At 59.0% G+C, this 20,409-nt stretch carries 19 protein-coding genes; 13 read left to right on the forward strand and 6 right to left on the reverse strand.

The features are described from left to right. Positions 1-12: 12 nt before the first annotated feature. From AC4PS7_RS00820 to AC4PS7_RS00830, 3 genes are all read right to left on the reverse strand, one after another. Entirely contained in the window at positions 13-1,641 is a 1,629-nt protein-coding gene (locus AC4PS7_RS00820) for an ABC transporter substrate-binding protein (protein ID WP_010213186.1), read from the reverse strand. Between the two features lie 258 nt (positions 1,642-1,899). Beyond that, entirely contained in the window at positions 1,900-3,501 is a 1,602-nt protein-coding gene (locus tag AC4PS7_RS00825; RefSeq protein ID WP_010213185.1) for an ABC transporter substrate-binding protein, read from the reverse strand. A 90-nt stretch (positions 3,502-3,591) separates the two neighbouring features. Next, positions 3,592-4,305: an SIMPL domain-containing protein gene (locus AC4PS7_RS00830; protein WP_010213182.1), complete on the reverse strand. Its 714-nt coding sequence runs from the start codon at positions 4,303-4,305 to the stop codon at positions 3,592-3,594. A 205-nt stretch (positions 4,306-4,510) separates the two neighbouring features. On the opposite strand from AC4PS7_RS00830, the gene AC4PS7_RS00835 reads away from it, so the two are divergent. The 3 genes from AC4PS7_RS00835 (at position 4,511) to AC4PS7_RS00845 (ending at position 8,162) form a co-directional block, all read left to right on the forward strand. Beyond that, positions 4,511-5,773, forward strand: coding sequence for an ATP-binding protein (locus AC4PS7_RS00835; protein ID WP_010213179.1), 1,263 nt, complete (start codon positions 4,511-4,513; stop codon positions 5,771-5,773). Beyond that, positions 5,766-6,326, forward strand: a complete 561-nt coding sequence (locus AC4PS7_RS00840; RefSeq protein ID WP_010213178.1) for a response regulator transcription factor — start codon at positions 5,766-5,768, stop codon at positions 6,324-6,326. The genes AC4PS7_RS00835 and AC4PS7_RS00840 overlap by 8 nt, the downstream gene beginning before the upstream one ends. A gap of 111 nt (positions 6,327-6,437) precedes the next feature. Beyond that, positions 6,438-8,162, forward strand: a complete 1,725-nt coding sequence (locus AC4PS7_RS00845) for an ABC transporter ATP-binding protein/permease (protein WP_021491895.1) — start codon at positions 6,438-6,440, stop codon at positions 8,160-8,162. Between the two features lie 188 nt (positions 8,163-8,350). Here the strand turns inward: AC4PS7_RS00845 and AC4PS7_RS00850 are convergent, their stop codons facing one another. Next, positions 8,351-8,788: a Z-ring associated ZapG family protein gene (locus tag AC4PS7_RS00850; RefSeq protein ID WP_003171734.1), complete on the reverse strand. Its 438-nt coding sequence runs from the start codon at positions 8,786-8,788 to the stop codon at positions 8,351-8,353. A 147-nt stretch (positions 8,789-8,935) separates the two neighbouring features. On the opposite strand from AC4PS7_RS00850, the gene AC4PS7_RS00855 reads away from it, so the two are divergent. The 3 genes from AC4PS7_RS00855 (at position 8,936) to zapE (ending at position 12,119) form a co-directional block, all read left to right on the forward strand. Continuing rightward, positions 8,936-9,565 carry an alpha/beta hydrolase gene (locus AC4PS7_RS00855; RefSeq protein ID WP_021491894.1) on the forward strand — a complete coding sequence of 210 codons (630 nt, stop codon included), beginning with the start codon at positions 8,936-8,938 and terminating at the stop codon, positions 9,563-9,565. 24 nt (positions 9,566-9,589) lie between these two features. Then, a complete protein-coding gene (locus AC4PS7_RS00860) occupies positions 9,590-10,945 on the forward strand; it encodes a tryptophan--tRNA ligase (protein ID WP_485616182.1) in 1,356 nt (451 codons plus the stop codon). Positions 10,946-11,024: 79 nt separating this feature from the next. Beyond that, a complete protein-coding gene (gene zapE / locus AC4PS7_RS00865; protein WP_010213172.1) occupies positions 11,025-12,119 on the forward strand; it encodes a cell division protein ZapE in 1,095 nt (364 codons plus the stop codon). Between the two features lie 148 nt (positions 12,120-12,267). Here the strand turns inward: zapE and AC4PS7_RS00870 are convergent, their stop codons facing one another. Next, positions 12,268-13,188, reverse strand: coding sequence for a GlxA family transcriptional regulator (locus AC4PS7_RS00870; protein ID WP_175439681.1), 921 nt, complete (start codon positions 13,186-13,188; stop codon positions 12,268-12,270). A gap of 220 nt (positions 13,189-13,408) precedes the next feature. On the opposite strand from AC4PS7_RS00870, the gene AC4PS7_RS00875 reads away from it, so the two are divergent. Further along, the gene (locus AC4PS7_RS00875) at positions 13,409-14,545 is read left to right on the forward strand and encodes an acyl-CoA dehydrogenase family protein (protein ID WP_010213169.1); all 1,137 of its coding nucleotides are present in this window, start codon (positions 13,409-13,411) and stop codon (positions 14,543-14,545) included. A 112-nt stretch (positions 14,546-14,657) separates the two neighbouring features. On the opposite strand, the gene AC4PS7_RS00880 is transcribed toward AC4PS7_RS00875, so the two are convergent. Beyond that, positions 14,658-15,698, reverse strand: a complete 1,041-nt coding sequence (locus AC4PS7_RS00880; protein WP_021491892.1) for an NADP(H)-dependent aldo-keto reductase — start codon at positions 15,696-15,698, stop codon at positions 14,658-14,660. 248 nt (positions 15,699-15,946) lie between these two features. On the opposite strand from AC4PS7_RS00880, the gene rplM reads away from it, so the two are divergent. From rplM to AC4PS7_RS00910, 6 genes are all read left to right on the forward strand, one after another. Then, the gene (gene rplM / locus AC4PS7_RS00885) at positions 15,947-16,375 is read left to right on the forward strand and encodes a 50S ribosomal protein L13 (RefSeq protein ID WP_003188508.1); all 429 of its coding nucleotides are present in this window, start codon (positions 15,947-15,949) and stop codon (positions 16,373-16,375) included. 14 nt (positions 16,376-16,389) lie between these two features. Further along, positions 16,390-16,782: a 30S ribosomal protein S9 gene (gene rpsI, locus AC4PS7_RS00890; protein ID WP_002555064.1), complete on the forward strand. Its 393-nt coding sequence runs from the start codon at positions 16,390-16,392 to the stop codon at positions 16,780-16,782. A 266-nt stretch (positions 16,783-17,048) separates the two neighbouring features. Further along, complete coding sequence (gene petA, locus AC4PS7_RS00895) at positions 17,049-17,642, forward strand: ubiquinol-cytochrome c reductase iron-sulfur subunit (protein WP_010213167.1); 594 nt, start codon at positions 17,049-17,051, stop codon at positions 17,640-17,642. Beyond that, positions 17,642-18,853 carry a cytochrome b gene (locus AC4PS7_RS00900; RefSeq protein WP_003171746.1) on the forward strand — a complete coding sequence of 404 codons (1,212 nt, stop codon included), beginning with the start codon at positions 17,642-17,644 and terminating at the stop codon, positions 18,851-18,853. Before petA ends, AC4PS7_RS00900 begins: the two co-directional genes overlap by 1 nt. Then, the gene (locus AC4PS7_RS00905; protein ID WP_010213166.1) at positions 18,853-19,632 is read left to right on the forward strand and encodes a cytochrome c1; all 780 of its coding nucleotides are present in this window, start codon (positions 18,853-18,855) and stop codon (positions 19,630-19,632) included. The genes AC4PS7_RS00900 and AC4PS7_RS00905 overlap by 1 nt, the downstream gene beginning before the upstream one ends. Before the next feature lie 145 nt (positions 19,633-19,777). After that, on the forward strand, positions 19,778-20,395 hold the full coding sequence (locus AC4PS7_RS00910) for a glutathione S-transferase N-terminal domain-containing protein (RefSeq protein ID WP_010213164.1): 618 nt from the start codon (positions 19,778-19,780) through the stop codon (positions 20,393-20,395). Positions 20,396-20,409 lie beyond the last annotated feature (14 nt).

Below are 20,409 nucleotides of genomic sequence, written 5' to 3' on the forward strand. Positions count from 1 at the left end.
CGTCAATGATCCTTACTTGCCGCTGACGCTCACGCCGTAGAAGGAGTTCAAGCCAAACGGGCTGATCTTGAAGTCCTGCACGGTGGAACGCATGGGTTGATACACCGTCGAGTGCGCGATAGGTGTCATCGGGACAGCATCTTTGAGGATATGTTGCGCCTGCTTATACAGCTCGGTGCGTTTGGCGACGTCCGACGTAGCCTTGGCTTCTTTCACGATGCCGTCGAATTTCTTGTCGCACCATTTGGAGAAGTTGTTACCGGACAGCGAGTCGCAGCCGAACAGCACGTTCAGCCAGTTGTCCGGGTCACCATTGTCACCGCTCCAACCAATGATCATGGCCTGGTTCTCGCCACCTTTGGAGCGCTTGATGTACTCGCCCCACTCGTAGCTGGTGATCTTCACGTTGAGACCGATCTTCTTCCAGTCGTTCTGCAGCATTTCAGCCATCAGCTTGGCGTTCGGGTTGTACGGACGCTGAACCGGCATGGCCCACAGAACGATTTCGGTACCTTCCTTGATGCCCGCTTCCTTGAGCAGCGACTTGGCTTTCTCAGGGTCGTACTTGGCATCCTTGATGGTGGTGTCGTACGACCATTGGGTCGGTGGCATGGCGTTGACAGCCAGCTGGCCGGCGCCCTGGTAGACGGAGTCGATGATCTGCTGCTTGTTCACCGACATGTCCAGCGCCTGGCGTACGCGCAGGTCGGCCAGTGGGTTTGGCTGGTCGCTGCCCTTGACCTTGTCCATGACGTTGTAAGCGATGTAGCCCAGGTTGAAACCGGCCTGGTGCGGCAGTTTCAGGTCCTTGTCATCGCCCAGCGCCTTGAGGTCGGCCGGACGTGGGAACAGGGTGATCTGGCATTCGTTTTTCTTGAGTTTCTGGATACGCACCGACGGGTCGGTGGTGATAGCGAAGATCAGGTTGTCGATCTTCACGTCTTCAGGTTTCCAGTAGTCCTTGTTGCCGGTGTAACGGATGTTCGAGTCTTTCTGGTAGCTCTTGAACACGAACGGGCCAGTGCCGATCGGCTTCTGGTTGATGTCCGCAGGCTTGCCTTCCTTGAGCAGTTGAGCGGCGTATTCAGCCGACTGGATCGAGGCGAAGCTCATTGCCAGGTTCTGGATGAAAGCGGCGTCCACGGTGCCAAGGGTGAACTTGACAGTGTGCTCGTCGACTTTCTCGATGTTCTTGATGTTGGTGTCCATCCCCATGTCCGTGAAGTACGGGAACTCGGTGGGGTAGGCTTTGCGGAACGGATCGTCCTTGTTGATCATGCGATTGAACGTGAACAGTACGTCATCGGCATTGAAGGTACGGGTCGGCTTGAAGTACGAAGTGGTGTGGAACTTGACGCCATCACGCAGGTGAAAGGTGTAGGTCAAGCCATCCGGGGAAACGTCCCAGCTGGTGGCGAGCCCAGGAATCACAGCGGTACCGCCGCGTTCGAACTGGGTCAGGCGGTTGAACATGGTTTCGGCCGAGGCATCGAAGTCTGTTCCGGTGGTGTACTGGCCTGGGTCGAAACCGGCCGGGCTCCCTTCGGAGCAGAACACCAGGTTAGTCGCCGCTTGGGCGAAAGGAGCTGCGGCCATAAGGCCAGCGCTAACAATTAACGGAATGACTGCGTGTTTAAGCATGTTGGCCTCATGATTTGTTGTCATTTTTGGTGGTGAGGGCGACCTCGTGAGTCGGCCTGCGGATACTTATGCAGGCGCCATACCCATTGCAAGATGCTGAACCGTCGCGAGGCTGAAACAGTGGTACGAACGTACAGGAATGTCGCAATTATGAAAGTTTGTACATATTTGCGCATATTTTGAGGGTTTTTTCGGTGCAGGAGGTGCACCAAAAATGACCAGCCGAGGCGTCTAGCGCACTCGGTTGGGGCGTTGCTGTTACTTATCTAGACTCACGCCATAGAACGGCGTCAGCCCAAAGGGGCTGATCTTGAAGTCTTTGACTTCCTTGCGCAGCGGCTGGAAAACCGTCGAGTTCGCAATAGGCGTTATAGGTACTTGTTCCTTAAGGATTTTCTGTGCCTGTTGATACCACTTGATGCGCTGTTCGCGGTCGTTGCTGACCTTGGCCTGCTGCACGAGTTTGTCGTAGGCCGGGTTACACCATTTGGCGTAGTTGCTGCCCTTGACCGCAGCACAACTGTAGAGCACGCCGAGCCAGTTATCCGGGTCACCGTTGTCGCCGGTCCAGCCATAAATCATCGCGTCATGCTCGCCATTTTTGGCGCGTTTGATGTATTCGCCCCACTCATAACTGACGATATTGGCCTTGATGCCGACCTTTTCCCAATCCTGCTGGATCATTTGTGCCGACATGCGCGCGTTCGGGTTGGACGCGCGTTGTACGGTCATTGCCCACAGGTTGACGGTGGTACCGGGTGCAACCCCTGCTTCTTTTAGTAGCGCCTTGGCCTTGGTCGGGTCATAGGGTGCATCCTTGATGGTGGGGTCATAAGACCACTGCGCTGGAGGGAGGGCATTCTGCGCCAATTGTCCGGCGCTCTGGTACACGGCCTTGATGATCGCCGGCTTGTCGATGGCCATGTCCAGGGCCTGACGCACCTTGAGCTGATCAAGTGGTGGGTGGGTCACGTTATAGGCCAGGAAACCCAGGTTGAAACCGGCTTGTTGCAGCACATGCAGGTTCGGGTCCTGCTTCATCACCTCGATATCTGCAGGGCGCGGGTAACCGCTGACCTGGCATTCGCCGGCCTTGAGCTTCTGCAGGCGCGACGCCGCATCCGGGGTGATGGCAAACACCAGGTTGTCGAGCTTCACGTCCTCGGGTTTCCAATACTGTTTATTGGCCACGTAACGGATCTGCGAATCCTTCTGGTAGCGCTTGAACACGAACGGCCCGGTGCCCACCGGTTTCTGGTTGATCTCTTCGGCCTTGCCTTGCTTGAGCAGTTGCGCGGCGTACTCGGCGGACTGCACCGAGGCGAAGCTCATGGCCAGGTTCTGGACGAACGACGCATCGACGTTGTTCAGGTTGAACCGCACGGTGTGGTCATCGAGTTTGTCGACGCTCTTGATCGTGGTGTTCAACCCCATGTCGGTGAAGTACGGCGACTCGGAGGGGTAGGCCTGGCGAAATGGGCTTTGCGCATCGAGCAGGCGATTGAAGGTAAACAGCACATCATCCGCGTTGAAATCGCGGGTAGGGCTGAAGAAATCGGTGGTGTGGAACTTGACGCCATCGCGCAGGTGGAAGGTGTAGGTCAGGCCGTCTTGGGAGATATCCCAGCTTGTCGCCAGGCCAGGTTCGACTTCGGTGCCGCCGCGCTTGAACTGGGTCAGGCGGTTGAACACGGTTTCGGCGGACGCATCGAAATCGGTGCCGCTGGTGTACTGGCTGGGGTCGAAACCGGCGGGGCTGGCTTCGGAACAGTAGACCAGGGTACTGGCCGCCTGGGCCAGCGGCATGCAGGCCAGCAGGCCGGCAGCGAGGAGGAGCGGTTTTAAGGCGATTCTTTCCATGGAGACCCCTGAAGTGGCAGGCATATGTAAGCTGCCCAAACGAAAACGGCGCTACCGAGGGTAACGCCGTTCAGGTTTATCAGGTAGGGGTCACGGCATCTGCACTTCAATCACGCCATCGGCGCTCATGTTGACTTGGCTGGTGCCGGCTTCCACTTCTGGCGTAGGTGCCGAATCGGCCATGGCGGCTTTCATCATCATGCCGCCACGGGCATAGGGCATCGGGTAGCCGTTGGTGTTGAAGTTCAGGTTGACGATCTTGTAACCCTTGCCACCCAACGCATCGGTGGCCAATTGTGCGCGTGCTTTGAACGCGGCGACCGCATCTTTGAGCAGCGCATCTTCGCTGGACTTGCGCGTAGCGTCGGCGATGGAGAACTCCATGTTGTCCATTTTCAGGGTGCTCTGCAGTTCGCCGGTGAGCTTGGACAGCGCCGGGAAGTCTGCGCTTTCCAGGCGCAGTTCGGCGCGTTCACGCCAGCCGGTGATTTTCTGGTTCTTGCTGTCGTAGATCGGGTAGCTGTTGCGGCTGCCCTGGCGCAGGGTCACGCCTTTGACTTCACGGGCCTGGCCCAGGGCCTTGTTCATGGTGGTGGTGATTTCGGCGGCGAGCTTGGCCGGGTCGCTGTTCTGGGATTCGGTGTACAGGGTCACGATCATCTTGTCGCGGGCCACCTCCTGGCTGACCTCGGCGCGCAGGGAAATCTGGTTGTAGTTCAGTGCGTCAGCGGCCAGTGCTGGCAGGCTGACCAGAGTGCCGACGCTGAGGGTGAGGGCGGCTGCACTGCGAGTGAAACGAGACATGGAAGCTCCTTGAGATAGTCGTGTTCGGTATGACTGTAGACGGTGACATCGGGTTCTTCGGGTTTACACATTCGCTACAAGTTGTGGGGATGCCGACGAACGGTCATTTGCCTGGCCTGCGGCAAAGAGCCACACGCGCCGTGCCAGCTTGCCTGCTTCGTTTATACTCCTGCCGATCCGCCTGCAGCGCTCACCGGGAGAGCACATGCTCGCCGCCGTAAAACTGACTTCCGCCACTCGCCAGAACCTCTGGCGCCTGACGTTCATCCGTACCTTGGTACTGGCCGCACAGGCCGGCTCCGTCGGGCTCGCCTATTGGTTCGACTTGCTGCCGCTGCCGTGGCTGCAACTGGGTGTGACCCTGGGTTTCTCCACCGTGCTCTGTGCGTTTACCGCGATCCGGTTGCGCACCACCTGGCCGGTGACCGAGCTGGAATACGCCCTGCAACTGGCCTGCGACCTGTTTATCCACAGTGTGTTGCTGTATTTCTCCGGCGGTTCCACCAATCCGTTTGTTTCGTATTACCTGGTGCCCCTGACCATCGCCGCGGTGACGTTGCCGTGGCGCTACTCGGTGGTGCTGTCGGGCATCGCCTTGACGCTTTACACCTTGCTGCTGGCACGGTTCTACCCGCTGCAAACCTTTCCGATTGCCCGGGAAAACCTGCAGATCTACGGCATGTGGCTGAGTTTTGCCCTGTCCGCCGCAGTGATCACGTTCTTCGCCGCGCGCATGGCCGAAGAACTGCGTCGCCAGGAAGAATTGCGCGCCATTCGCCGTGAAGAAGGCCTGCGCGACCAGCAGTTGCTGGCCGTTGCCACCCAGGCTGCCGGCGCCGCCCATGAACTGGGCACACCTTTGGCCACCATGAGCGTGCTGCTCAACGAAATGACCCAGGACCATCACGACCCGGCGCTGCAGGAAGATCTCGGCGTGCTGCGCGAACAGGTCAAGCAATGCAAGCAGACGTTGCAGCAACTGGTACGCGCCGCCGAAGCCAATCGCCGCCTGGCAGTGGAGATGCAGGACGTGACCCAGTGGCTCGACGAAGCCCTGAACCGCTGGCACCTGATGCGTCCCGAAGCCAGTTACCGTTTCCACCTGCTGGGCCAGGGCAGCGTGCCGCGCATGGCGCCGCCACCGGATCTGACCCAGGCGCTGCTCAACCTGCTGAACAATGCGGCCGACGCCTGCCCCGACGGCCTGGGCGTGCAATTGGACTGGGACGCCGAAGACGTGACCATCAGCATTCGCGACCACGGCGCGGGTGTGCCGCTGGCCATTGCCGAGCAGATCGGCAAACCCTTCTTTACCACCAAGGGCAAAGGCTTCGGCCTCGGCCTGTTTTTGAGCAAGGCCAGCGTGACCCGCGCGGGCGGCTCAGTGAAGCTCTATAGTCATGAGGAAGGTGGCACGCTCACCGAGCTGCGCCTGCCCCGTGTCGCACGAGGAGATATCGATGAGTGACGAGATCCAAGTCGAAGGCGAAGAACTGCCGCACCTGTTGCTGGTAGATGACGACGCCACCTTTACCCGCGTGATGGCGCGCGCCATGAGCCGTCGCGGTTTCCGTGTCAGCACTGCAGGGTCTGCCGAGGAGGGCTTCACCATCGCCCAGGCCGACCTGCCGGACTACGCGGCGCTCGACCTGAAAATGGACGGCGACTCCGGCCTGGTGCTGCTGCCCAAGCTGCTGGAGCTCGACCCGGAAATGCGCGTGGTGATCCTCACCGGTTACTCCAGCATTGCCACGGCCGTCGAGGCGATCAAGCGCGGCGCCTGCAACTACCTGTGCAAACCGGCGGACGCCGACGACGTACTGGCGGCCTTGCTCTCCGAGCACGCCGACCTGGACACCCTGGTGCCGGAAAACCCGATGTCGGTGGACCGCCTGCAGTGGGAACACATCCAGCGCGTGCTGACCGAGCACGAAGGCAACATCTCCGCCACTGCCCGCGCCCTGGGCATGCACCGCCGTACCTTGCAGCGCAAGCTGCAGAAGCGCCCGGTCCGCCGCTGAGCCTGATCTGAACAACAGCTGAACAAGCTGCTTCAGGCCGCACGGAGTCCCGAACCGATCCACTATGATCGGTTCGAACGCGTGTCATCTTTTTCCTACCGAGCCTGAACGATGAATCCGAACGCTGAGTACTCCGCGGTCAACGACGCGGTGCGTGGGCAATTCTTCCGCCGCACCTGGGCGATGATTACGCCCTATTGGCGCAGTGAAGAGAAGGGCAAGGCCTGGTTGTTGCTGGCGGTGGTGATCGGTTTGTCGCTGTTCAGCGTGGCGATCTCCGTGTGGCTCAACCACTGGTACAAGGATTTTTACAACGCCCTGGAGAACAAGGACACCGCCGCCTTCTGGCAACAGATCGGCTATTTCTGCGGCATCGCCACCGTGGCGATTCTTGGCGCGGTGTACCGTCTCTATTTGACACAGATGCTGACCATTCGCTGGCGGGCGTGGTTGACCGAAAAGTATTTTGCACGGTGGCTGGGCCACAAGAATTACTACCAGCTGGAGCAGGGCGGCTACACCGATAACCCTGACCAGCGGATTTCCGAAGACCTCAATAGCTTTACCTCGAACACCTTGAGCCTTGGCCTAGGCCTGCTGCGCAATGTGGTGAGCCTGGTGTCGTTCTCGATCATCCTGTGGGGCGTGTCGGGCAGCATCGACGTCTTCGGTATCACTATTCCAGGCTACATGTTCTGGTGTGCCTTGGTTTACGCGGCAGTCGGCAGCTGGTTGACCCATCTGATCGGTCGCCGTTTGATCGGCTTGAGCAACCAACAACAACGTTTCGAAGCAGACCTGCGTTTTTCGATGGTGCGGGTGCGGGAGAACGCCGAAAGTATCGCCCTGTACAACGGCGAGCCCAACGAGAATCAACGCTTGAGTGCTCGCTTCGGGAAGGTCTGGCATAACTACTGGGACATCATGAAGGTGTCCAAGCGCCTGACGTTTTTCACTGCCGGTTACGAACAGATTGCCACCGTGTTTGCGTTTATCGTGGCAGCACCGCGCTATTTCTCCGGCAAGATCGAGTTGGGTGAGCTGATGCAAATCAACTCGGCGTTCGGCAACGTGCAAGGCAACTTCAGCTGGTTTATCAGCGCGTACTCGGACCTGGCCGGCTGGCGCGCGACCAGTGACCGTCTGCTGAGCTTTCAGCAGGCCATGCGTGACAACGAGCAACGTCCAGCGGCCATCGATGTATGCGTCGAGGGCGAACGCCTGGTGGTGCAGGGGCTGGGCATGGATCTGGTCGATGGCCGCCACCTGCTGACCGACGCCCATATGATCGTTGAGCCGGGGCAGCGTGTGATGCTCAGTGGCCGTTCCGGCAGCGGCAAAAGTACCTTGTTGCGCGCGATGGGGCATCTCTGGCCCGCCGGCCACGGCAGCATTCGTCTACCGGCCAAGCGTTACCTGTTCCTGCCACAAAAGCCCTACTTGCCGATCGGCACGCTGAAGGCCGTATTGAGTTATCCACAGGACGACAGCGTCTACCCGGCAGAACGTTATGCACAGGTCCTGGAAACCTGCCGCCTGCCTCATCTGGTCGGCCGGCTGGAGGAAGCCAACCACTGGCAGCGCATGCTCTCGCCGGGCGAGCAGCAACGCCTGGCTTTTGCCCGTGCCTTGTTGTTCGCGCCGCAATGGCTGTACATGGACGAAGCCACGTCGGCGATGGATGAAGAGGATGAAGCGACGCTGTATCAGGCGTTGATCGATGAGTTGCCGGGGCTGAGCATCGTCAGCGTCGGCCATCGCAGCAGCCTCAAGCGCTTCCATGGGCGGCATGTGCGCATCGAGGGTGGGCGCTTGCAAGAACAGCAATTGGCGTAAGGTCAAACTCGGTCAATGCGGGGGCGGGCTTGCTCGCGAATAGGGTCTATCAGTTACCGATGTGCTGACTGACCCACCGCTTTCGCAAGCAAGCCCGCTCCCCCATTTGATTGATGTTGTTTGTGAGACTCACAAAAAAGCCCGGCTGATCATCGATCAGCCGGGCTTTTTAGTGTTTGAGAATCAGGTTACTTCTTCAAACCGTAATGCTCATCCAGCATGCCTGGAGCGTTCGGCGTTTTTGGCGCGTAGTCCCGTGGTGGCTCCTGGTTTTCCCGTGGCGGGGTCAGGCGTTCCCGTGGGGTTTGCGGTGCATCGGAATGCAGCGCGGCCAGCAGGCGCTGACGGGTGATGTCGTCGAGGGCCAGGCGGTTGGCGCCATCGGCGAGGTGATCCTGTACTTCCTGGTAGCTCTGGGTGAGCTTCTTGACCAGGGTCGCGGTGCTGTTGAAGTGGGTAACAACCTCGTTCTGATAACTGTCAAAACGTTCCTGAATGTCATCCAACTGACGCTGCGTGCGGTTAGGCGCGGCATTCGGCAGCAAGCGAGCAACCAGGAAACCAATGGCGACACCGGCAACCAGGGCAAGAGTCGGCAACAACCAAACTAAGAGCGAGTGTTCCACGAGTCCTTCCTCTATAAACGGCTTTGCTTTACGTTAACGGCTCAAACCTGCGCTGTATACCGCGATTAAGCTCGCAATGATGCCATGCACAGACTTTTAGCTAGACGAGTCGACCCTTTGTGAGGTCACGGAGTTCATCTCTTGCTCATGCGTGAAACCCCCGTTTTGATCGATGGCCCGGTAGGCCAATTGGAAGCCTTGTACCTGGATCACCCCGAGCCACGTGGCCTGGCGCTGATCTGCCACCCCAACCCGGTGCAAGGCGGGACCATGCTCAATAAAGTTGTATCGACCCTGCAACGCACCGCTCGCGATGCCGGTTTGATTACCTTGCGTTTCAATTACCGTGGCGTTGGCGCGAGCGCCGGCACCCACGATATGAGCACCGGCGAAGTGGATGACGCCGAAGCGGCCGCCACCTGGCTGCGGGAAAAACACCCGGACCTGCCGATCACCTTGCTCGGTTTTTCCTTCGGTGGCTACGTCGCTGCCAGCCTCGGCGGGCGCCTGGAAGCCAAGGGTGAAAAACTGTCACATTTGTTCATGGTTGCGGCGGCGGTGATGCGTCTTCGCGATACCGATGCGCTTCCCCAGGGCTGCCCATTGACGCTGATCCAGCCGGAAACCGACGAAGTGGTCGACCCGCAGACCGTCTACGCTTGGTCCGCCGCCTTGAATCGCCCCCATGAGCTGCTGAAAGTGGCAGAATGCGGACACTTTTTTCACGGCAAGCTCACCGATCTGAAGGATCTGGTGCTGCCGCGACTTTCGAATTGATAGCAGTCTGATAAGCGATTACCCATGACGACTCGTACCCGTATCCTCACCGGCATCACCACCACCGGCACGCCGCACCTGGGCAACTACGCCGGTGCGATCCGCCCGGCTATCCTCGCCAGCCAGGACGCCAATGCCGACTCCTTTTACTTCCTGGCCGACTACCACGCCCTGATCAAATGCGATGACCCGCAGCGCATCCAGCGTTCGCGCATGGAAATCGCCGCGACCTGGCTGGCCGGTGGCCTGGACGTGAACCGGGTGACCTTCTACCGCCAGTCCGACATCCCGGAAATCCCCGAGCTGACCTGGCTGCTCACTTGCGTTGCCGCCAAGGGCCTGCTCAACCGCGCCCATGCGTACAAGGCCTCGGTAGACAAGAACGTGGAAGCCGGCGAAGACCCGGATGCGGGCATCAGCATGGGCCTCTACAGCTACCCGGTGCTGATGGCGGCGGACATCCTGATGTTCAACGCGCACAAGGTGCCGGTGGGTCGCGACCAGATCCAGCACGTGGAAATGGCCCGCGACATCGGCCAGCGCTTCAACCACCTGTTCGGTAACGGTAAAGAATTCTTCACCATGCCCGAGGCGTTGATCGAAGAAAGCGTCGCCACCTTGCCGGGCCTGGATGGTCGCAAGATGTCCAAGAGCTATGACAACACCATTCCGTTGTTCACCAGCGCCAAGGACATGAAGGACGCGATCTCGCGCATCGTCACCGATTCCCGCGCGCCGGGCGAAGCCAAGGACCCGGACAATTCGCACCTGTTCACCCTGTACCAGGCGTTTGCCAGCAAGGCCCAGGAAGAAGAGTTCCGTGCCGAACTGCTGCAAGGGCTGGGCTGGGGCGAGGCGAAGAACCGTCTGTTCCAACTGCTGGACGGCCAGCTTGGCGAAGCCCGCGAGCGTTACCATCAATTGATGTCGCGCCCGTCGGACATGGAAGACCTGCTGCTGGTCGGCGCCAACAAGGCCCGTGCCGTGGCGGCACCTTTCCTGGCCGAGCTGCGCGAGGCGGTAGGCCTGCGTTCGTTCGTCAACCCGATCGCAGCGCCGGTCGCGACCAAGAAGAAAGCTGCAAAAGCCGCGCGCTTCGTGAGCTTCCGTGAAGACGACGGCAGCTTCCGCTTCCGCCTGCTGGCGGCCGAGGGTGAGCAACTGCTGCTGTCGCGAAACTTTGCTGACGGTAAAGCGGCGGGCGCGGTGACCAAGCAACTGCAAAGCGGCGATGGGCTGGACGTACGCACCGAGGCCCTGAGCTTCAGTGTATGGCTGGACGGCACCGCAGTGGCCGACAGCGCCGAGTTCGCCGACGAAGCGTCCCGTGATGCTGCCATCGCCGCTCTGCGCGTTGCGTTGACCCCCCTCGAGGATTAACCCGACCAAGGGTTGATTGCCATTATCCGGGGCCGTCGTTACAGTGACGGCCCGTTTTTGTTGCCTTGCTAACGAAATTATGACGCCCCTAGAACGATATCAAGCTGATCTGAAACGCCCTGAATTCTTCCATGACGCGGCCCAGGAAACGGCGGTGCGTCATTTGCAGCGCCTGTACGACGACCTGGTTGCGGCCTCGCAAAGCAAGCCGGGGATGCTCAGCAAGCTGTTTGGCAAGAAAGACCATACGCCGGTCAAGGGCCTGTATTTCTGGGGCGGCGTGGGGCGGGGCAAGACTTACCTGGTCGACACGTTCTTCGAAGCGTTGCCGTTCAAGGAAAAAGTGCGGACGCACTTCCACCGCTTCATGAAGCGCGTGCACGAAGAGATGAAGACCCTGCCGGGCGAGAAAAACCCGCTGACCATCATCGCCAAGCGCTTCTCCGAAGAAGCACGGGTGATCTGCTTCGATGAGTTCTTCGTCTCCGACATCACCGATGCCATGATCCTCGGCACCCTGATGGAAGAGCTGTTCAAGAACGGCGTGACCCTGGTCGCCACCTCGAACATCGTGCCCGACGGCTTGTACAAGGACGGCCTGCAGCGCGCGCGCTTCCTGCCGGCCATCGCGCTGATCAAGCAGAACACCGAAATCGTCAACGTCGACAGCGGCGTCGACTACCGCTTGCGTCACCTGGAGCAAGCGGAGCTGTTCCACTTCCCGCTGAACGAAGCGGCCCACGAAAGCCTGAAGAAGAGCTTCCGCGCCCTCACGCCGGAATGCACCCAGGCGGTGGAAAACGACAAGCTGATGATCGAGAACCGCGAAATCATCGCGCTGCGTACTTGCGATGACGTGGCTTGGTTCGAATTCCGCCAGCTGTGCGACGGCCCGCGTAGCCAGAACGACTACATCGAACTGGGCAAGATCTTCCATGCGGTGATCTTGAGCGGCGTGGAGCAGATGAGCGTGACCACCGACGACATCGCACGACGTTTTATCAACATGGTCGACGAGTTCTACGACCGTAACGTCAAGCTGATCATTTCGGCGGAAGTCGAGCTGAAGGATCTGTACACCGGCGGGCGCTTGAACTTCGAGTTCCAGCGCACGCTGAGTCGCTTGCTGGAAATGCAGTCCCACGAGTTCCTGTCGCGCGGGCACAAACCTTAGCAGCAACCCAACACAAATGTGGGAGGGGGCTTGCGCCCGATAGCGGTGGTTCAGTCAATATCTACAGTGACTGACACGCTGCCATCGGGGGCAAGCCCCCTCCCACATTTTGGTTTCTGTGCACCCTTGGTTACGCGGCTTGCTGGAGTTACGCGGCCTGCTGGAATTGCTGGCGGTACTGGTTTGGCGACAGTTCAGTGTGCTGTCGGAACAGCCTGGCAAAGAAACTCGCATCGTCATAACCCACTTCATAACTGATGGTCTTGATGCTCTTGCGGCTGCCCGAGAGCAGTCCCTTGGCCGTCTCGATGCGCAGACGTTGCAGGTAATGCAGCGGCTTGTCGCCGGTAGCGGTCTGGAAGCGACGCATGAAATTGCGGATGCTCATGCCGTGTTCCCGGGCCACGTCTTCGAAGCGGAATTTGTCGGCGAAGTGCTCTTCGAGCCAATGCTGGATCTGCAGGATGATCACGTCCTGGTGTAACTTCTGCCCGCCAAACCCAATGCGTCCAGGCGAATAGCTGCGCTGCACTTCGTAGAGAATGTCGCGGGCCACCGCCTGGGCGATGTTGGCGCCGCAGAAGCGTTCGATCAGGTAGATATAGAGGTCGCACGCCGAGGTGGTGCCGCCGGCGCAATACAGGTTGTCGGCGTCGGTGAGGTGCTTGTCCTGGTTGAGCTGTACCTGGGGGAAGCGTTCGGTGAACGCGTTGAAGAAGCGCCAATAGGTGGTCGCTTCCTTGCCATCGAGCAGGCCGGCTTCGGCCAGCCAGAACACCCCGGTGGCTTCGCCGCACAACACGGCGCCGCGTGCGTGTTGCGCACGCAACCATGGCAGCACCTGGGGGTAGCGGGTGCAGAGGGCGTCGAAGTCATCCCAGAAAGCCGGTAGCACGATGATGTCGGCGTCTTCCAGGCCGCCGTCCACCGGCATGATCACATCGCTGAAGCTGCGCACCGATTGCCCGTCGGGGCTGACCAGGCGCGTTTCAAACGCGGGGGTCAGGCCCAGGCCTTGCTGTTTGCCGTACCGCAGGCTGGCGAGGTGGAAGAAATCCTTGGCTTGCATGAGGGTTGAAGCGAATACCCGATCAATGGCCAAAATGCTGACGCGCCGCAACGGCGTGGAGATTTGGTTAGACATAATTTCATTTATTCTTATAGGGGAAAGTGGTCACCAGACGGCTGGATCGTCTTATTTTTTGTCGCATGTGTCCAGTGTCCCGTGATGCCTTCGCGGCATAGTCTCTGTGGGCTCGTCCTTGTCCGACAATCCACGCAGGTGACCCATGATTCCCAGAACCTTGTTCAGCCCGGAACACGAACTCTTCCGCGAGAGCGTGCGCACCTTCCTCGAAAAAGATGCCGCGCCGTTTCATGGACACTGGGAGAAGCAGGGCTATATCGACCGCCGCTTATGGAACAAGGCCGGGGAGGCGGGCATGCTGTGTTCCCATCTGCCGGAGGAATATGGCGGGCTGGGTGCGGACTTTCTCTACAGCGCGGTGGTCATTGAAGAGATCAGCCGGCTGGGCCTGACCGGTATCGGTTTTTCCCTGCATTCGGACATTGTTGCGCCGTACATCCTGCATTACGGCAGTGAGGCGCTGAAGCACAAATATTTGCCCAAGCTGATCTCCGGCGAGATGGTCACGGCCATTGCCATGACCGAGCCGGGCGCCGGTTCCGACCTGCAAGGCGTGAAGACCACGGCGGTGCTGGACGGTGACGAATACGTGATCAATGGCTCCAAGACCTTCATTACCAATGGCTACCTCGCGGAGTTGGTGATTGTGGTGGCCAAGACCGATCCCAAGGCTGGCGCGAAGGGCACCAGCCTGTTTCTGGTGGAGGCCGACACGCCGGGCTTCGACAAAGGCAAGCGCCTGGAGAAAGTCGGCATGAAAGCCCAGGACACGTCGGAGCTGTTCTTCCAGGATGTGCGGGTGCCCAAGGAAAACCTGCTGGGCCAGGCCGGCATGGGCTTCGCGTATTTGATGCAGGAGTTGCCCCAGGAGCGACTGACGGTAGCGATTGGCGCGTTGTCATCCGCCGAGGCAGCGCTGGAGTGGACCCTGGAATACACCCGCGAGCGGAAGGCATTCGGCAAGGCGATTGCGGATTTCCAGAACACTCGCTTCAAGTTGGCGGAAATGGCCACCGAGATTCAGATTGGCCGTGTGTTCGTCGACAAATGCATGGCGCTGCACCTGGAAGGCAAGCTGGATGTGCCCACGGCGGCGATGGCCAAGTATTGGGCCACGGACTTGCAATGCAAGGTGCTCGATGAGTGCGTGCAGTTGCACGGCGGCTACGGCTTTATGTGGGAATACCCGATTGCACGGGCGTGGGCGGATGCGCGGGTGCAGCGGATCTACGCGGGGACCAACGAGATCATGAAGGAGATCATTGCGCGGGCGCTTTGACCTTTAGTCTTGTTGAAGGCCTCTTCGCGGGCAAGCCCGCTCCCACACTTTGATTTGTGAATACATTCAAATGTGGGAGCGGGCTTGCCCGCGAAGGCGGCTTAAGGGGCCATCAAGGCGCTGGGTTCGGATGATCCTTCTGAATCGCCTCAATCCCTTCCAAAACCTCTTTCGAGAGTTTCAGGTCGGCACTGGCAATGTTGCTGTCCAGTTGCTCCAGGCTGGTGGCGCCAATGATGTTGCTGGTCACGAACGGCTGCTGGGTCACGAACGCGAGCGCCATCTGCGCCGGGTCCAGGCCGTGTTCCCGTGCCAACGCCACATAACGGCTGCACGCCGCTTCCGACTGCGGGTTGAAGTAACGGCTGAAGCGGCTGTACTCGGTCAACCGGGCCTTGGCCGGGCGTGCGCCACCTTCGTATTTGCCACTGAGCATGCCAAACGCCAGCGGCGAATACGCCAGCAGGCCGCACTGTTCACGAATCGCGACTTCCGCCAAACCTACCTCAAAGCTACGGTTGAGCAGGTTGTAGGGATTCTGGATCGACACCGCACGGCTCCAGCCACGGGCTTCGGCCAGTGCCAGGAATTTCATGGTGCCCCATGGGGTTTCGTTGGACAGGCCGATGTGGCGAATCTTGCCCGCCTTGACTTGCTCGTCCAGCGCTTCGAGGGTTTCCTCCAGCGGGGTGAGATCGTCTTCGTCCTTGTGCTTGTAGCTCAGTTGGCCGAAGAAATTGGTGCTGCGTTCCGGCCAGTGCAACTGGTAGAGGTCGATCCAGTCGGTCTGCAAGCGTTTGAGGCTGGCATCCAGGGCGTCGACGATGTGCTTGCGGTTGTGGCGCAGGTGGCCATCGCGGATATAGTCGATGGTGTTGCCGGGGCCGGCGATCTTGCTCGCCAGGACCCAGTCGGCACGGTCGCCACGACTTTTGAAGTAATTGCCGATGTAACGCTCGGTGGTGGCATAGGTGTCGGCCTTGGGCGGCACCGGGTACATTTCCGCCGTGTCGAGGAAGTTGATCCCCGCGGCCTTGGCCCGCTCGATCTGTGCGAAGGCCTCTGCCTCGCTGTTCTGCTCGCCCCAGGTCATGGTGCCCAAGGCTATCGCGCTCACGTTCAGATCCGTACGGCCCAGCTGTCGATAATCCATCGGGTACTCCTTCAGGGAAAACAATCATAAAAGCAGGTTGAATTTTTTTTCGCAATCTGCATAATTGCCCACCTCTTTCTGCAGTGGAAGTGATGCGCCGCCTGCCGAAGAATCTTGCCGTTGAACGGACGCGCCGACCCGAGCCCCCGATAGCGTCTGTATCCGGCTGCCTTTGACTTGTCAAAGTACGCACTATTCAGTAAGATCCGCCGTCTAATTTACAGGGCGGCCCCTGAGGCTATTAAAGAATGACAACTTTTACTGCAAAACCGGAAACAGTTCAGCGCGACTGGTTTGTCGTCGACGCCGCTGGTCAGACCCTGGGTCGTCTGGCCACTGAAGTCGCCAGCCGTCTGCGTGGCAAGCACAAGCCTGAGTACACCCCTCACGTTGACACCGGTGACTACATCGTGATCATCAACGCTGAGCAGGTTCGTGTAACCGGCAACAAAGCAAGCGACAAAATGTACTACCGTCACTCCGGTTTCCCAGGCGGTATCAAGTCTTCCAACTTCGAAGGCCTGATTGCCAAGAAGCCTGAAGCCCCGATCGAAATCGCGGTCAAAGGCATGCTGCCTAAGGGCCCACTGGGTCGCGATATGTTTCGCAAGCTGAAAGTCTATGCGGGCGCTGTACACCCTCATGCTGCTCAGCAGCCCCAAGAACTGAAGTTTTAACGGAATAGTTCATTATGTCGGCGACTCAAAATTACGGCACTGGCCGTCGCAAAACCGCAACCGCTCGCGTTTTCCTGCGTCCGGGTACTGGTAACATCTCGATCAACAACCGCTCCCTGGACAACTTCTTCGGCCGCGAAACTGCCCGCATGGTAGTTCGTCAGCCGCTGGAATTGACCGAGACCGTTGAAAAGTTCGACATCTACGTCACCGTTATCGGTGGCGGTGTAAGTGGTCAAGCTGGCGCAATCCGCCACGGTATCACTCGCGCTCTGATGCAGTACGACGAAACCCTGCGTGGCGCTCTGCGCAAAGCTGGCTTCGTGACTCGCGATGCCCGTGAAGTTGAACGTAAGAAAGTCGGTCTGCGTAAAGCGCGTAAGCGTCCGCAGTACTCGAAGCGTTAATTCGCTTTACGTTCCACAGAAACGCCCAGCCCCTTCGCGGAGCTGGGCGTTTTTTATTGCCTGCGATTTATGCATAAATTTGTGCGTGACAACTTGCCACATCCGTAGACCCCCTATACTACAAGGCCTGGAGGCTGAGCTCCCGGCAATTCCCTTGTCATACGTGGGGCTTTTCATTACCATCCGTCAAAATTTTTATAAGTAAAGATTCAACACTTAGTAGACGCCTGATTTAACAGGCCAAAAAGCTGATGGGAGAGGACTGAATGAGCAATGACGGCGTGAATGCAGGCCGGCGTCGCTTCTTGGTAGCAGCCACATCCGTGGTGGGTGCTGCAGGAGCGGTGGGGGCTGCGGTCCCGTTCGTGGGGTCATGGTTTCCCAGTGCCAAGGCGAAAGCCGCAGGTGCACCGGTGAAGGTGAATATCAGCAAGATCGAGCCAGGGCAGCAGATGATTGCTGAATGGCGCGGCCAGCCGGTCTTCATTGTTCGTCGTACCGAGGAAATCCTGGGGAATCTCAAAAAGATCGAAGGCCAGTTGTCTGACCCTCAATCCGAGAAGTCCGACCAACCCGCCTACGCCAAGAATGAAGTGCGTTCGATCAAGCCGGAGATCCTGCTACTGGTCGGTCTCTGTACCCACCTGGGTTGCTCGCCTACCTTCCGCCCGGAAGTGGCCCCTGTCGACCTGGGCAAGGATTGGGTCGGCGGTTATTTCTGCCCCTGCCACGGCTCCCACTACGACCTCGCTGGCCGCGTCTACAAATCCCAGCCTGCTCCCTTGAACCTGCCGGTTCCTCCGCACACCTACGAAACTGACGACCTCATTGTCATTGGCCTCGATAAGGAGAACGCGTGATGAGCAAGTTCATGGATTGGGTGGATGCGCGCTTCCCCGCCACTAAAATGTGGGAAGACCATCTCAGCAAATATTACGCGCCAAAAAACTTCAACTTCTTCTACTTCTTCGGCTCCCTGGCACTGCTGGTGCTGGTCAACCAGATCGTCACCGGCGTCTGGCTGACGATGAGCTACACCCCGTCGGCGGAAGAGGCGTTTGCTTCGGTCGAGTACATCATGCGTGACGTCGAGTACGGCTCGATCCTGCGCCTGCTGCACTCCACGGGCGCGTCGGCGTTCTTTATCGTCGTCTACCTGCACATGTTCCGCGGCCTGCTCTATGGCTCGTACCAGAAGCCCCGCGAGCTGGTGTGGGTGTTCGGCATGCTGATCTACCTGGCGCTGATGGCTGAAGCCTTCATGGGCTACCTGCTGCCCTGGGGCCAGATGTCGTACTGGGGCGCCCAGGTGATCATCTCGCTGTTCGGTGCGATCCCGGTGATCGGCAACGACCTGACCCAGTGGATCCGGGGTGACTACCTGATCTCGGGCATCACCCTGAACCGCTTCTTTGCCCTGCACGTGGTGGCCTTGCCGATCGTGATCCTGGGCCTGGTGGTACTGCACATCCTGGCGCTGCACGAGGTGGGTTCCAACAACCCGGATGGCGTGGACATCAAGAAGCACAAGGACGAAAACGGCATCCCGCTGGATGGCATTCCGTTCCACCCTTACTACACCGTGAAAGACATTGTCGGCGTGGTGGTGTTCCTGTTCGTGTTCTGCTCGATCGTGTTCTTTTTCCCGGAGATGGGCGGTTATTTCCTGGAGAAACCTAACTTCGAACAGGCCAACGCCTTCAAGACACCTGAGCACATTGCCCCCGTCTGGTACTTCACACCGTTCTACGCGATCTTGCGGGCGATCCCCGACAAGCTCATGGGCGTGATTGCCATGGGCGCGGCCATTGCGGTGCTGTTCGTGTTGCCTTGGCTTGACCGCAGCCCGGTCAAATCCATGCGCTACAAGGGCTGGCTAAGCAAGATCTGGCTGTGGGTGTTCTGCATTGCGTTCGTGATCCTGGGTGTACTCGGTGTCTTGGCGCCGACTCCAGAGCGTACGCTGCTGTCGCAGGTCTGCACCTTCCTGTACTTCGCCTACTTCATTCTGATGCCGTTCTATACCCGGCTCGAGAAGACCAAACCGGTTCCGGAAAGGGTGACTGGCTGATGAAAAAGTTATTCGTTGCATTGATGCTTGCGGCACTGCCGCTACTGTCCTTCGCTGCCGAGCATGGCGGACCGGAGCTGGAAAAAGTCGATATCGACGTGTCTGACAAGGCTGCCATGCAGGATGGCGCGCGCACGTTCGCCAACTATTGCATGGGCTGCCACAGCGCCAAGTTCCAGCGTTACGAGCGTGTTGCCGATGACCTTGGCATCCCCCATGAAATGATGCTGGAAAAGCTGGTGTTCACGGGCGCCAAGATCGGCGACCACATGACCATCGGCATGAAGCCTGCAGACGCCAAGACCTGGTTCGGCGCAGCGCCGCCTGACTTGACCCTGGTAGCCCGTGTGCGGGGTACCGACTGGCTCTACGGCTACCTGAAATCCTTCTACGAAGACCCGGCACGTCCGTATGGCGTGAACAACCGTGTGTTCCCGAACGTCGGCATGCCTAACGTTCTGGTCGGCCTGCAAGGCAAGCAAGTGGTAGGATGCAAGCAGATCCAGGTCGTTGAAGACGGCAAGAAGCAATACGATCCGTTGACCGGCACACCTTTGACTCATGAAGCGTGCGATCAACTGAAGATAGAAACCCCAGGTTCGTTGACAGACGAGCAGTTCGACGAGAAGGTCAAGAACCTCGTGACCTTCCTGGCCTACTCGGCCAATCCGGTCAAACTGGAGCATCAGCGCATCGGTACGTATGTGTTGCTGTACCTGGCCTTCTTCTTCGTATTCGCCTATCTGCTCAAACGCGAATACTGGAAGGATGTGCATTGATCCAACTGTAAGCAATTGCTGTTAATCTTGCGCGCCCAGCGGCATCTCTGACGTAGCGATCGGTTGAACCGGACGTTACAGAGATGCTCTCTGGGCGCGCTCGTTTTTGAGCTTTCGATAATTTCAACAAGCGAGGAGGACCGCCATGGGCGTGACCAATCGGTTGGCCTGTTACTCCGACCCCGCCGACCACTATTCCCACCGAGTGCGCATCGTGCTCGCAGAGAAGGGTGTCAGCGCCGAGATCATCAGTGTGGAGGCGGGCCGTCAGCCGCCAAAACTGATCGAAGTGAACCCTTACGGCAGCTTGCCCACCCTGGTCGATCGTGACCTGGCGTTGTGGGAGTCGACCGTCGTGATGGAATACCTGGATGAGCGTTACCCGCATCCGCCTTTGCTGCCGGTGTACCCGGTGGCGCGTGCCAACAGCCGGCTGCTGATCCATCGGATCCAGCGTGACTGGTGTGGTCTGGTGGATGTGATTCTGGATACCCGCAGCAAAGAGGCGGCACGTGTACAGGCGCGTAAGGAATTGCGCGAAAGCCTGACCGGCGTTTCGCCGCTGTTCGCCGATAAACCTTTTTTCCTCAGTGAGGAACAAAGCTTGGTGGATTGCTGCCTATTACCGATACTCTGGCGTTTGCCGATACTTGGTATTGAACTGCCGCGGCCTGCCAAGCCGCTGCTTGATTACATGGAGCGCCAGTTTGCGCGTGAGGCTTTCCAGGCGAGTCTGTCTGGTGTCGAACGCGATATGCGCTAAGGCTTAAGGAGCCG

This window comes from Pseudomonas sp. DW-iso3 (genome assembly GCF_058725305.1).

Bases quoted from the DNA above. Each gene is read 5' to 3' on its own strand.
- AC4PS7_RS00820 (WP_010213186.1), bottom strand. From the start codon at position 1,641: ATGCTTAAACACGCAGTCATTCCGTTAATTGTTAGCGCTGGCCTTATG.
- AC4PS7_RS00825 (WP_010213185.1), bottom strand. From the start codon at position 3,501: ATGGAAAGAATCGCCTTAAAACCGCTCCTCCTCGCTGCCGGCCTGCTG.
- AC4PS7_RS00830 (WP_010213182.1), bottom strand. From the start codon at position 4,305: ATGTCTCGTTTCACTCGCAGTGCAGCCGCCCTCACCCTCAGCGTCGGC.
- AC4PS7_RS00835 (WP_010213179.1), top strand. From the start codon at position 4,511: ATGCTCGCCGCCGTAAAACTGACTTCCGCCACTCGCCAGAACCTCTGG.
- AC4PS7_RS00840 (WP_010213178.1), top strand. From the start codon at position 5,766: ATGAGTGACGAGATCCAAGTCGAAGGCGAAGAACTGCCGCACCTGTTG.
- AC4PS7_RS00845 (WP_021491895.1), top strand. From the start codon at position 6,438: ATGAATCCGAACGCTGAGTACTCCGCGGTCAACGACGCGGTGCGTGGG.
- AC4PS7_RS00855 (WP_021491894.1), top strand. From the start codon at position 8,936: ATGCGTGAAACCCCCGTTTTGATCGATGGCCCGGTAGGCCAATTGGAA.
- AC4PS7_RS00860 (WP_485616182.1), top strand. From the start codon at position 9,590: ATGACGACTCGTACCCGTATCCTCACCGGCATCACCACCACCGGCACG.
- zapE (WP_010213172.1), top strand. From the start codon at position 11,025: ATGACGCCCCTAGAACGATATCAAGCTGATCTGAAACGCCCTGAATTC.
- AC4PS7_RS00870 (WP_175439681.1), bottom strand. From the start codon at position 13,188: ATGCAAGCCAAGGATTTCTTCCACCTCGCCAGCCTGCGGTACGGCAAA.
- AC4PS7_RS00875 (WP_010213169.1), top strand. From the start codon at position 13,409: ATGATTCCCAGAACCTTGTTCAGCCCGGAACACGAACTCTTCCGCGAG.
- AC4PS7_RS00880 (WP_021491892.1), bottom strand. From the start codon at position 15,698: ATGGATTATCGACAGCTGGGCCGTACGGATCTGAACGTGAGCGCGATA.
- rplM (WP_003188508.1), top strand. From the start codon at position 15,947: ATGACAACTTTTACTGCAAAACCGGAAACAGTTCAGCGCGACTGGTTT.
- rpsI (WP_002555064.1), top strand. From the start codon at position 16,390: ATGTCGGCGACTCAAAATTACGGCACTGGCCGTCGCAAAACCGCAACC.
- petA (WP_010213167.1), top strand. From the start codon at position 17,049: ATGAGCAATGACGGCGTGAATGCAGGCCGGCGTCGCTTCTTGGTAGCA.
- AC4PS7_RS00900 (WP_003171746.1), top strand. From the start codon at position 17,642: ATGAGCAAGTTCATGGATTGGGTGGATGCGCGCTTCCCCGCCACTAAA.
- AC4PS7_RS00905 (WP_010213166.1), top strand. From the start codon at position 18,853: ATGAAAAAGTTATTCGTTGCATTGATGCTTGCGGCACTGCCGCTACTG.
- AC4PS7_RS00910 (WP_010213164.1), top strand. From the start codon at position 19,778: ATGGGCGTGACCAATCGGTTGGCCTGTTACTCCGACCCCGCCGACCAC.